We start from the raw sequence: 12,057 nt of genomic DNA on the forward strand, positions 1-12,057 counted from the left end.
GAGGCGATCGTCGAAGCGTTTCGATGATCGCGATGCGGATGCGTGGTCGGCGCCCGTCACTCCCGAGCGGGAGCGACGGAGCCGGCGGACTGGTATTCGGGTGGGATCAGGTGGATCTGCGCGGGCAGGCCCGGTTCCTCCAGGCGTCGCACCGCGAGGTCGACGGCGAGCTCGCACGACCTCTGCGGCACGAGCGGGATCGTGTCGATCGGGACGACGAGCGCGGACGTGTCGAACGATGCGGCCGCCGAGATGACGGAGACGTCTTCTCCCACCGTGAGCCCCTGGGACGAGATCGTCTCGAGGAGGACGTCGTGGACGTCGCCGACGGCGTGGACGATGAAGGCGCGGACGCCGTGCTCCAGCGCCAGCTCTGCGGCCGCGCGCACGGAGGAGGCGTCGGTGGTCGTGACGCCCGTCGTCACCCAGTCGAGGTCGACGCCCCGCTCGGCCGCTCGCTCCTGCACGCCGAGGAGCAGCCGACGAGGGAAGTTCGACTTACGGTAGGAGACCTCGGTCTGACCGAACAGCGTGACCGAGGTGTGTCCGGCATCGGCCAGTCGATCCACCGCGAGATGCCCCGTCGCCTCGAAGTCGAGGTCGACGCAGGTCAGATCCCGGGCGTCGTCGGGGATGCCGATGAACACGGTGGGGGAGCGCAGGGAGCGGGCGATGTCCGCGCGCTCGTCGTCGGGGGCGACGTCGAGCACGAGGATGGCGTCGACCAGATTGCTCGCGGCGACGCGGTTCATGCCCTCTGACGCCTGCTCGTCGGTCAGGAGGAGGATGTCGTAACCGCGGCGCCGCGCGGCGACCGCGGTCGCGAGCACGAACGCCATGTGGGTCGGGGCGTGCGTGTCGGCGCGGAGGGGCTCGGTGAGCCCGAAGATCTGAGTGCGGCGCCCGGCGAGCATCCGTGCTCCGGCGTCGGGTTCGTAACCGAGCGTGTGCACCGCGTCCTCGATGCGGCGGCGCGTCTTCTCGGAGACGGGGCGCTTGCCGCTCAGAGCGTAGGAGACCGTGCTGATCGACACTCCGGCGGCTTCTGCCACCTCGTGGATCGTCGTCATCAGGACTCCATCGTCGCGTTTCGGTCACATCGTCGAAGCGCTTCGCTACCGCCTCTGACAGCGATGATAGGCACGGTTCGACGCTGCGCGCAACCTTTTTGTGGTCACTCGCAACAAATCGGTCGCGGAGAACGCGGGAGCGGTCCCATCGATTCACCGGACAGGGCGACGGGGCCTCGATGGGGGAGGGGATTCGAGACCCCGCCGCCGGTCTACGAAGGGATGCGGATCTGAGCGATGACCTCGGAGTACTCGGTCTCGCCGACAGGGGTGAAGCCGACACGCAGGAAGAACGCCTCGGGGCCGTCTTCTCCGGCCTCGTAGATGACGTTGACGTGGTCGAATCCGCGGACTCGCGCCTCTTCGATGAGCTGCTCGACCGCGAAGCGACCCACGCCCTTGCCCTGGTCGTCGGCGTCGACGTTGATGCGCCACAGCACGGAGCGGAAGTGCTCTTCCGGGGCGTCGGCGTCGAAGTTCGCACTGACGAAACCGACGACCTGGTCGTCGTCGAGGACGACTCGCTGCCAGGAGGTCTGGGGGTTGATGACGGTCGCGGCGATGCCATAGGACACCGGAGCGAGGAACTGCTCCTGTCCGGGCTTGAGCGACATGTTGTTCACGGCGACGATCGTCGCAGCGGAGAGTTCGACCATGCGCAGTTCGGACATGATCACAGGCTAGCCCCTCATCGGGTCGCCGCGCAGAAACCTCGACTTTCGTCAGGGGTGCAGCTCTGCGGGATGCCGGAAGTCGATGTCCACCCCGCCTCGGGGCGAACGTGCGTCGGGAGCGGCTCAGGTATCTTGGTATCGAGACAAATATGCCCTCGCGAACGGAGAACCTCCTGGTGACCGACGACGCCATCATCTACACCTACACGGACGAGGCTCCGGCTCTCGCCACCGCTTCCTTCCTGCCGATCATCAAGGCCTACACGGGGCAGGCGGGCATCGAGGTCGAGACCCGCGACATCTCGCTCGGCGGACGCATCCTCGCGGCATTCCCGCAGAAGCTCACCCCGGAGCAGCAGGTCGGTGATTCCCTCGCCGAGCTCGGTGGCCTCGCCACGCTCCCCGAGGCGAACATCATCAAGCTGCCGAACATCTCGGCCTCGATCCCGCAGCTCAAGGGCGCGATCGCCGAGCTGCAGGCCCAGGGCTACGACATCCCCGACTTCCCGGACGAGCCGACCTCTCTCGAGGAGAAGGACGTCCGCGCCCGCTACGACCGCATCAAGGGCTCAGCGGTGAACCCCGTGCTCCGCGAGGGGAACAGCGACCGTCGGGCACCTCTGGCCGTGAAGAACTACGCGAAGAAGCACCCGCACCGCAACAAGCCGTTCGCCGAGGGATCGAAGACCCGCGTCGCGACGCTCGGTCACGACGACTTCAAGCACAACGAGCGCTCCTGGGTCGCCGCCCATGACGACGTCCTGAGCTTCCGCCACACCGCCGCAGACGGCACTGTGACGATCCTCAAGGAGGGGCTGAAGGTCCTTCCGCGCGAGATCATCGACGCGACGTTCCTCTCGGCCGCGCACCTCGACGCCTTCCTCGCCGAGACGCTCGAGACGGCCAAGAACGACGACGTCCTCTACTCGGTGCACCTCAAGGCCACCATGATGAAGGTCAGCGACCCGATCATCTTCGGTCACGTCGTGAGGGTGTTCTTCAAGGACGTGTTCGCGCAGTACGGCGACAAGCTGGCCGCCGCGGGACTCAACCCCAACGACGGTCTCGGCTCGATCCTCTCGGGCCTCGGTGACATCGCCGACGGCGACGAGATCGCCGCAGCGTTCGACAGGGCCATCGCCGAGGGGCCGCGTCTCTCGTACGTGAACTCCGACAAGGGGACCACGAACCTGCACGTCCCGAGCGACGTCATCGTCGATGCCTCCATGCCCGCGCTCGTCCGCAACGGCGGCAAGCTGTGGGGCAAGGACGGCGGCGAGGCCGACACGCTCGCGGTGATCCCGGACTCCTCGTATGCGAGCGTCTATCAGGCGGTCATCGACGATGTGATCGCCAACGGCCCGCTCGACCCCGCCACGATCGGCACCGTGCCGAACGTGGGCCTCATGGCGCAGGCGGCTGAGGAGTACGGCAGCCACGACAAGACGTTCGAGATCGCCGCCGCAGGCACTGTTCAGGTGCTCGACAGCGAGGGCACAGTGCTGATCGAGCACGAGGTCGGCGCGGGTGACATCTGGCGTGCGACGCAGACGAAGCACATCCCGGTGATGGACTGGGTCAAGCTCGCCGTCTCCCGTGCTCGCGCCACGGGCGTGCCCGCGGTGTTCTGGCTCGATGCCAACCGCTCGCACGACGCGCAGATCATCGCCAAGGTGCACCAGGGTCTCGCGACGCTCGACACCAAGGGCCTCACGATCACGATCCTCGCTCCCGAGGAAGCCACTCGCTACACGCTGGCGCGGATGCGCCACGGCCTCGACACCATCTCGGTGACGGGCAACGTGCTGCGCGACTACCTGACCGACCTGTTCCCGATCCTCGAGGTCGGCACCAGCGCGAAGATGCTGTCGATCGTCCCGCTGCTCGCCGGCGGTGGCCTCTTCGAGACGGGCGCCGGCGGATCGGCCCCCAAGCACGTGCAGCAGCTCGTCGAGGAGAACTACCTGCGGTGGGACTCGCTGGGCGAGTTCTTCGCGCTGGCCGCGTCGCTCGAGCACTTCGCCGACCGCACCGGGAACGAGAAGGCCCGGGTCCTCGCGGAGACCCTCGATGCGGCGACCGGAACGTTCCTCGAAGAGGACCGCTCCCCGGGCCGCGCTCTCGGCACGATCGACAACCGCGGCAGCCACTTCTACCTGGGTCTGTACTGGGCGCAGGAGCTGGCGAAGCAGACAAAGGATGCCGAGCTCGCCGCGTCCTTCGCACCGATCGCCGCCACGCTCGCCGAGAACGAGGAGAAGATCGTCTCCGAGCTCAACGCCGTGCAGGGCAAGCCCGTCGAGATCGGCGGGTACTACCGCCCCGACGACGCGCTCGTCACCGCAGTCATGCGCCCGTCCACCACGCTGAACGGCATCGTCGACGCGCTGAGCTGACGCAGATCACAGAAGAAGGGGCCGGATGCGAGAGCATCCGGCCCCTTCTTCGCGTGATCCCTCCGCGGAATCGACGACGCGTCGCGTGCGGGGGATCTGCTCGGTGAGAGCGGGGATCAGTAGTGGACCGCGACCTCGAGGCCCACGGGCGACCATTCGTAGACGTACCGGGCGACATCGATCGGCATGTTCACGCAACCGTGGCTGCGGGGATTGCCGAAGTCGTTGTGCCAGTAGGTGCCGTGGAAGCCCTCGTCGCCGTTGAAGTAGGTGACCCAGGGGACGTTGGGCGTCTCGGTGATCGAGCCGTCCGGCTCGCGGCTCTTCATGGTCTGCTCGCGCACGTGCGCGTAGACACGGAAGTTGCCGGTGTCGGTGGGTGTCGCGCTCTTGCCCGAGGAGATCGCCCAGGAGCGCACGACCGCGCCGTTCTCGATGAGGGTCGCGGTCTGCGACCCGAGGTCGACATCGATCTTGCGCACGAGGTTGACGGACTCGAACGGCGTCTCGGTGACCTCGATGGGGAAGATGCCCTCGCCGGCCTCGAGCTTCGTCGCGACGTCTGATGCGAGGGCAGAGGTGTCGCCGATCGCGCGACCGCTCACTCCCTCGGCCTCGGTGCGGAGGATCTTGCCGGCCGAATCGACGATGTTCGTCGCGTTGACCGGGGCCCGGTCGACGGCTGCCGGGAGGGCGTCGATCGTCGCCTGGATCGAAGCCTCGTCGGCGACCACGCTGAGCTCGCCACCGTCGTCGACGACGGAGATCCAGGTCGAGGCGGTCGCCGCGTCGACGGGCACCGTGCGCTCTTCGCCGATGTAGAAGCCGATCGAGCCGAGCATCGTGTTCAGTGAGGTCGCGAAAGCCGTGGCGTCTTCATCAGTGATCGCCGGCGCGGCTTCGGCCGGGTCGCCGGAGAACTCGAGGCTCGTGCCACCGTCCGCGATCGTGTCGACGATGGCGGCGGTGAGACCGTCGAGGTCGACGGCCGTCCCGGTGGCTGAGGGGGTGATCGCGTAGCCACCGCCTGCGGCGTCGAAGACGACGCCGGCATCGACCGCGTCTTCGAAACTCGACGGCACGGCCTCACGCAACGCGGCCTCGGCCGTCGCGGGATCGAGAGTGATCTCGCCGGCGACGGGTTCACCCATCCAGGCGGTCACGTTCCAGAGCGGACGCTCCGCGAAAGCGGCGTCCGCGAGTGCGGTCGCGTCGATCTCGGCGCCGAGATCCGCTCCCGTCAGCACGGTGTCGCCGCCTGCTCCGGTCAGAGTGACCTCTGCATCGGCGACGTGGGCCTGGATCGTGTCGGCCGCGGCACCGGGCGTGAGCCAGCCGACGGGAATCCCGGCGACCGTGGTGCCCGGCGCGATCAGGATCATCGAGGCGGCGGCCGTGCCCAGGGCCAGCGCGCCCACGCCGAGGCCGATCCACAGGCCGAGGCGCTTCTTCTTCGGAGCCGGTTCGATCGGCGCCCAGGCGAGTTCCTGGTCGCCGCTGCGCGGCGGCTGGGAGTCGGTGGGTGCGTCGCCGGAGTCGGCGGGCGCGACAGGATTCTGCTGGTCGCCGGAGGCGGTCGCCTCGGTCAGCTTCTCGGTCTTCGCATCCTGCGCTGAGATCAGATCGGTCACGAACTCACCCCCCGGTTTCTCACGTGTCCTTAGCGATATGCTACGCGATCGCTGATAACGAGGAGGCAACGGTCCGTGGACCGCGGAAATTCCCGATGCGTCAGTCGGTGATGACGGCGAGGCCGTCGATCTCGACCAGCATCTCCTCGCGGGGGAGGCCCGTGAAGACGGTCGTGCGCGAAGGCAAGACCCCGCTGGTGGTGTGCGCTGTCACGAACGCGCCATACGCGTCGTTCATGATCGCGAAGTCCTCGCGCTTGGTCAGGTAGACGCGCAGCATCACGACATCGTCGAATGTCGCGCCGGATGCCTCGACGATCGCCTTGACGTTCTCGAGCGTGCGCGTGGTCTGAGCCGCGACATCGCCGGGGAAGAGGTATTCGCTCGTCTGGGGGTCGACAGGGCCCTGCCCGGAGACCTGCACGATCGGGCCCTTTCGGATCCCCTGCGAGAAGGTGTGAGCGGGAGCGGGGGCGGCGTCGGTCGACACTCGGATCTTCGCGGTCATGCGACCAGCCTAGTAGCCTTGTTAGATGCCTCTACAAATCCCGGATCCTGTACTCGGCACCTGGGCGAAGGGTTTCCCTCCGCGTTCCGCGGGGCTGCGGCTGTCGGAGGTACCCGACGCGGGCCTGCACCTGTCCGATCTCGTGACGCCGGTGCTGACGGTCCACGAGGCGGCGCTCTCCCACAACGAATCGACCGTCTTCGCCTGGGCGGCGGAACAGGGAGTCGTCCTCGCACCGCACGGCAAGACGACGATGGCGCCGGCGCTCTGGCAGCGGCTGCTCGATGCCGGCGCATGGGGGATCTCCGTCGCGACGCCGTGGCAGGCCGAAGTCGCGGTCGAGGCAGGGGTCTCCACCGTGCTCATCGCGAACGCCGTCACGGATCGTGGCGCCGCGCACCACCTCGGCGCTCTGCTCGCTGCGGCGGGCGATCTCCGGATCCTCTGCTGGGCGGACTCCGTCGAGACCGTCGGCATCCTCGCCGACGCGCTTCACGACGCCGAGCGTCCTCTCGACGTGCTCGTCGAACTCGGTGGCCGGGGCGGGCGCACGGGCGCACGCAGCGTGGAAGAGGGGGAGCGCATCTCCCAGGCGATCGTCGCGGCCCCCGGTCTGCGGCTCGCCGGAGTCGCCGGCTACGAAGGACCGTTCGGTCCCGACCGGTCGGAGGCGTCTGTCGCCGCCGTCGACGCCTATCTGTCCACACTCGTCGACCTGCACCGTCGCCTCGAGTATCCGCCCGGCGTTCGGCCCGTGCTCAGCGCAGGAGGCAGCGCCTTCCCCGACCGGGCAGCGGCGATCCTGGCCCCTCACGGAGCGGATGCCGACATCGTGCTGCGGTCGGGTGCGTTCCAGATCCACGATGACGGCTTCTACTCGCGCATGTCGCCGTTCGGCGCCCTGACATCGACGGCGCCGCTGCGATCCGCCATGCACGCGTGGTCGCGCGTCGTCTCGCAGCCCGAAGAGGGACTCGCACTGCTGGACGCGGGCCGTCGAGATGTGCCGTTCGACCTCGACCTGCCGGTCCCGCAATCGGTCGAGGGGCGGATCACGGCCCTGAACGACCAGCACGCCTTCCTCGCTCTTGCAGACGGGGCAGATGTCTCCGTCGGCGACGTGGTGCGTCTCGGGCTGTCGCATCCCTGCACGGCTTTCGACAAATGGCGCGTGGTGGCGGTCATCGATGACCCGGATGCGGCGGACCCCCGGGTGATCGGAGCGGTCGCGACATGCTTCTGAGCACCGAGAAGCCCGTGCGGGTGTACCGAGGCGTCACCGTGGTCGACGGCACCGGAGCCGAGAGGTTCGCGGCCGACGTCGCGGTCGAAGGAGCCCGCATCGTCGCGGTGATCCGCGACGGAGATGAGAGGGTCCTGGAACTGCCGGCGGATGCGGTGGAGGTCGCGGGGGCGGGGCGGGTGCTGGCTCCCGGGTTCATCGACATGCACGCGCACAGCGAGCTGGCCGTGCTGCAGGGAGCAGCCCACGACGCGAAGATCCTCCAGGGCGTCACGACGGAGGTGCTCGGCCAGGACGGGCTCGGCTATGCCCCGCTCGACGACGCGACGGCGGCGGTGATCCCGGCTCAGATCGCGGGCTGGAACGGCATGCCGCCCGCCGTCCCCTGGCGTTCGATGGATGACCTGCTCGCTGCGATCGACTCGGCCGCGGTGGGCAACGCCGCGGTCCTGGTGCCGCAGGGCAATCTGCGCATGATGGTGGTCGGTCACGAGAACCGGGCGGCCACACCTGCGGAGATCGCAGCGATGTCCGGCATCCTCGGCGCGGCGCTCGACGCAGGCGCGTTCGGCATGTCGAGCGGATTGACCTACACCCCGGGGATGTACGCCGACACGGCGGAGCTGGAAGCGCTCTGCCGAGTCGTCGCCGAACGCGGCGGCTACTGGGCGCCCCACACCCGAAGCTACGGCGGGGGAGCCCTGGACGCCTATCGGGAGGCGCTCGACATCGGCCGTCGCACCGGGTGCCCGATCCATCTCACGCATGCGACCATGAACTTCGCTCCGAACCGCGGACGTGCGGCAGAGCTGCTGGCCCTGGTCGATGATGCCCTCGACGACGGCGTCGACGTGACCCTCGACACCTACCCTTATCTTCCCGGTGCCACCACGCTCGCGGCGCTGCTTCCGAGCCGACTGGCCGAGAGCGGCGACCTGCTCGCGACCCTCGCTGCGCTCGATGAGAGCGGACGCGAGACCGTCCGCGTCGAGCTCGAGGAGATCGGCTGCGACGGTTTCCACGGGGAGCGTGCCGACTGGTCGGCCATCCAGATCTCCGGCACCTCGTCGCCCGAACTCGCGGACCTCGTCGGACGGACCGTCGCGGAGATCGCCGAGTCGTCCGGCAGGCGCTCGGTCGACGTGGTGCTGGACACGATCCTCGAGGATGCGGGGGCCACCGGCATCCTGATGCACATCGGCGACGAGGAGAACGTCCGCACGATCATGCGGCACCCGCGGCACAGCGGCGGCAGCGACGGGATCCTGATCGGCGCGAGACCGCATCCGCGGGGCCGAGGGACCTTCCCGCGCTACCTCGGGCACTACGTGCGAGAACTCGGGGTGCTCTCCCTCGAACAGGCTGTGCAGCACCTGTCCGGCACGCCGGCGATGCGGCTGGGCCTCGACCGGGGTGACGCGCCGCGGGGTGTGATCCGCGAGGGAGCGACGGCCGACCTCGTGCTGTTCGATCCCGAGACCATCACGGCGGGGGCGACCTTCGATGCTCCCCACGAGGCGCCGATCGGCGTCGACGAGGTGCTCGTCGGCGGTGTGCCGGTGGTGCTGGCGGGACACGCGTCCGGTGCGACACCGGGTCGAGCGCTGCGAATGACGCCCGCCGCGCATCGTGCCCCGGTCCCGAACATCCCGTCGGTGATAGATCCCGCTGCAGAGCCGTTCGAGTGGACGGTTCACACCCCGGTGTCGGCCCCGGAAGCGCTCGTCGCGAGCGCATCCCGTCTCGGCGAGCATCTCGAAACCGGGAATGCGGCATCCGCGATCACGCTGAGGATCGACGAGTCTCTCGCGGGGGAGCCGTTCGCTCGAGGGCGTGTCGGCGCCGAGGCATTCCGCGTGACGGTGACGGCCGAGGGAATCGACGTCGCGGGGGCGAGTGCGGCGGGCGTGTTCCGGGGCGTCACGCTGCTCCGGCAGCTGCGCGAGCCCGGCTCCGATCGCGCTCGGATCCCCGCAGGAACATGGCAGTCTGCTCCGGCTCACACCTGGCGGGGGGTCATGCTCGATGTCGCGCGGCACTTCCGCCCGGTCGAGGACCTGAAGCGACTCGTCGATCTGATGGCCGACCACCATCTCACGGTGCTGCACCTCCACCTCACCGACGATCAGGGCTGGCGCTTCGAGGTGCCGGGTTATCCGCTGCTCACAGAGGTGGGCGCGCGCCGCGAGGAGACACAGCGGGGCCACGGGCCGCACGCCACAGTGGTGCCGGGGGTGCACGAGGGTCATTACACGGATGCGGAGCTGCGCGACCTGGTCGCCTACGCCGCGGAGCGATTCGTGACGGTCGTGCCGGAAGTCGAACTGCCCGGGCACATCCAGGCGGCGCTCGCCGCGTACCCCGCGCTCGGCAACACGGATGCGAGCGAGCGCGCTGTCGCGCCGTGGTCGCGCTTCGGCGTGAACCCTCGCACCCTCGCGCCGACGGATGACGCCCTCACGTTCGGGCGCGCGGCGATCGACGCCCTGTGCGACCTCTTCGACTCTGCGTGGATCGGCATCGGCGGCGACGAGGTGCCGGTCACCGAGTGGGCGCAGAGCGCCGCTGCGCGCGAGCGGATGGGCGAGCTCGGTCTCGCGGCTCCCCACGACGTGCAGCCCTGGTTCACCGATCATTTCGTCGCCCACCTCCGCAGCCGTGGGCGCATCGCCCTGGCATGGGACGAGGTGCTCGAGGGCGATGTCCCCGAGGGTGTGCGGATCCTCGCGTGGCGGGGTCCCGTCGCGATGCGCGAGGCGCTGAGGCGCGGCATCCCCGTGATCGCGTGCCCCGACCTCGAGGTGTATCTCGACTACCCCCAGTCGGAGTCGGCGGAGGAGCCGATCCGGGTCGGCCCGCCGCTGCCGATCGAGCAGGCCTACACGCTGCGCATCGAGGACGGCGCGGTCGGCGGACAGGCCAACGTGTGGACCGAGCACCTCCCGACGAGAGATCGGGTCGACTTCGCGATGTTCCCTCGTCTCGCAGCGATCGCCGAACGGCTGTGGGACGGCGGCGAACCACCCTCGTATGAGGGGTTCGCGCGACGTCTTCCCGTCCATCTCAGACGCCTCGCCGAGTCCGGTGTGCGGTATCGTCCTCTCGACGGTCCGACGCCCGTGCAGAGGCGTCCTGGAGTGCCGGGGAAGCCTCTGACACGCGAGGCGCGGCAGGCGATAGTCGCGGGCCTCGTCGAAGGCCTGGCGGACTCGTCGGGCACCGCCGCCGGAGTACTCTCGGCATAATGTAACGTTTCCGTAACCCTCCCTGTGCTAACTGTGGCAGGGGTTGCGAAATTTTTGTTCGTAAGGTCTACTAACAAACATGTCCGTATCGGATGGATCGCGTCCTTCGACGTCGCCAGATTACGTCGCCGCGAGCGCGCACGCCTTCGGCCCGGGGCGCCACCTGCGCTCTCGCTCGAAGGTGCTCCCGGAACACGCTCGCGGTCACAACCGCGCGCTCGTGCTGCAGACGCTCTATCACTCGGGAGCGATGAGTCGAGCGGACCTCTCTCGCGAGACCGGCCTCACTCGGGTCACCATCTCCGACCTCGTCGCGGAGTTCATCTCCGACGGCATCGTCGTCGAGATGGGAGTGCGCGAGACGGTCGGACCGGGCAAGCCTCCGATCCTCATCGACATCGACCGAGTCGGGCACCAGATCATCGGGATCGATCTCTCCGGCCCCCATGCCTTCGTCGGCGCTCTGCTCAGCCTCGACGGCGACGTGCTCGAGCGCCGTGAGGTGCCGCGACCCGAGAGCGCAGACGGCGACGCCGCCTACGCCGCCACGCTGGAGCTGGCCCGAGCGCTCGCCGAGACGGCCACGCAGCCCATCCTCGGCGTCGGGATCGGCAGCCCCGGTGTCGTGCGTCCTGACGGCGTCGTGCTCAGCTCGCCCAACCTCGGGTGGAGCAATCTCCCACTCGAGGCGAAGCTGGGCGTCGATCTCGATCTGCCGGTCCTCGTGCGCAACGACGCCAACGCCGCGGTGCTCGCCGAGTACACGTTCGGCGAGGCGAAGGCCGACTTCATGCTCATCAAGATCGGTCGCGGAGTCGGAGCCGGCGTCATCACCGGCAGCCAGCCGCTGCTCGGCAGTCGCTTCGCAGCGGGCGAGATCGGCCACGTCGTCGTGGGCACCGACGGTGGACCCCGCTGCGCGTGCGGCAAAGACGGCTGCCTCGAAGCGTGGCTGAGTGAGACGCGGCTGCGTCCCGCCATCGCAGACGCCCCCGGATCGCGCGACGAGATCCTCCGCGATGCGGGCACCCGCATGGGCATCGCGATCGCCCCGATCGTCGCGGCACTCGATCTGTCCGAGGTCGTGCTCTCGGGTCCTGAGGATCTGCTCGACGGCGTGTTGATCGACGCCGCGGTCGAGACCCTGCACGCGCGCACGCTCGAGGGCGTCTTCGAGGACGCGCTCATCCGCCGCACACACCAGGACGACATCGTCCTGCGCGGTGCCGCCGTGATGGTGCTGTCCAGCCAGCTGGGCGTCTCGTGATCCGTACCGGCGGGAGCGACCGC

8 protein-coding genes are annotated in these 12,057 nt (G+C 68.9%); 4 read left to right on the top strand and 4 right to left on the bottom strand.

Going from position 1 to position 12,057, the window contains the following annotated elements; all coding sequences use genetic code 11:
• Positions 1 to 56: 56 nt before the first annotated feature.
• Positions 57 to 1,070 carry a LacI family DNA-binding transcriptional regulator gene (locus SOM10_RS16445; RefSeq protein ID WP_320491155.1) on the bottom strand — a complete coding sequence of 338 codons (1,014 nt, stop codon included), beginning with the start codon at positions 1,068 to 1,070 and terminating at the stop codon, positions 57 to 59.
• A 212-nt stretch (positions 1,071 to 1,282) separates the two neighbouring features.
• Positions 1,283 to 1,741 carry a GNAT family N-acetyltransferase gene (locus SOM10_RS16450; RefSeq protein ID WP_053099400.1) on the bottom strand — a complete coding sequence of 153 codons (459 nt, stop codon included), beginning with the start codon at positions 1,739 to 1,741 and terminating at the stop codon, positions 1,283 to 1,285.
• Positions 1,742 to 1,920: 179 nt separating this feature from the next.
• On the opposite strand from SOM10_RS16450, the gene SOM10_RS16455 reads away from it, so the two are divergent.
• Positions 1,921 to 4,140, top strand: coding sequence for an NADP-dependent isocitrate dehydrogenase (locus SOM10_RS16455; protein ID WP_056277754.1), 2,220 nt, complete (start codon positions 1,921 to 1,923; stop codon positions 4,138 to 4,140).
• 116 nt (positions 4,141 to 4,256) lie between these two features.
• Here the strand turns inward: SOM10_RS16455 and SOM10_RS16460 are convergent, their stop codons facing one another.
• Positions 4,257 to 5,771: a L,D-transpeptidase family protein gene (locus SOM10_RS16460; RefSeq protein ID WP_320491156.1), complete on the bottom strand. Its 1,515-nt coding sequence runs from the start codon at positions 5,769 to 5,771 to the stop codon at positions 4,257 to 4,259.
• A gap of 100 nt (positions 5,772 to 5,871) precedes the next feature.
• Complete coding sequence (locus tag SOM10_RS16465) at positions 5,872 to 6,279, bottom strand: RidA family protein (protein WP_056277382.1); 408 nt, start codon at positions 6,277 to 6,279, stop codon at positions 5,872 to 5,874.
• 25 nt (positions 6,280 to 6,304) lie between these two features.
• Here SOM10_RS16465 and SOM10_RS16470 point away from each other — a divergent pair, with 25 nt between their 5' ends.
• The 3 genes from SOM10_RS16470 to SOM10_RS16480 all read left to right on the top strand — a co-directional run bounded on the left by SOM10_RS16470 (position 6,305) and on the right by SOM10_RS16480 (position 12,034).
• Positions 6,305 to 7,522: an alanine racemase gene (locus SOM10_RS16470; RefSeq protein ID WP_235567439.1), complete on the top strand. Its 1,218-nt coding sequence runs from the start codon at positions 6,305 to 6,307 to the stop codon at positions 7,520 to 7,522.
• Positions 7,513 to 10,767, top strand: coding sequence for a family 20 glycosylhydrolase (locus SOM10_RS16475; RefSeq protein WP_320491158.1), 3,255 nt, complete (start codon positions 7,513 to 7,515; stop codon positions 10,765 to 10,767). The genes SOM10_RS16470 and SOM10_RS16475 overlap by 10 nt, the downstream gene beginning before the upstream one ends.
• Before the next feature lie 79 nt (positions 10,768 to 10,846).
• Positions 10,847 to 12,034, top strand: a complete 1,188-nt coding sequence (locus SOM10_RS16480) for an ROK family transcriptional regulator (protein ID WP_056277392.1) — start codon at positions 10,847 to 10,849, stop codon at positions 12,032 to 12,034.
• The last annotated feature ends 23 nt before the right edge of the window (positions 12,035 to 12,057 follow it).

The sequence above is a fragment of the Microbacterium sp. CFBP9023 genome (assembly GCF_034045055.1).
Lineage (GTDB): Bacteria > Actinomycetota > Actinomycetes > Actinomycetales > Microbacteriaceae > Microbacterium.

Coding starts and splice junctions, on each gene's coding strand:
- SOM10_RS16475 (WP_320491158.1), top strand. CDS start 7,513: ATGCTTCTGAGCACCGAGAAGCCCGTGCGGGTGTACCGAGGCGTCACC.
- SOM10_RS16480 (WP_056277392.1), top strand. CDS start 10,847: ATGTCCGTATCGGATGGATCGCGTCCTTCGACGTCGCCAGATTACGTC.
- SOM10_RS16445 (WP_320491155.1), bottom strand. CDS start 1,070: ATGACGACGATCCACGAGGTGGCAGAAGCCGCCGGAGTGTCGATCAGC.
- SOM10_RS16465 (WP_056277382.1), bottom strand. CDS start 6,279: ATGACCGCGAAGATCCGAGTGTCGACCGACGCCGCCCCCGCTCCCGCT.
- SOM10_RS16450 (WP_053099400.1), bottom strand. CDS start 1,741: ATGTCCGAACTGCGCATGGTCGAACTCTCCGCTGCGACGATCGTCGCC.
- SOM10_RS16470 (WP_235567439.1), top strand. CDS start 6,305: ATGCCTCTACAAATCCCGGATCCTGTACTCGGCACCTGGGCGAAGGGT.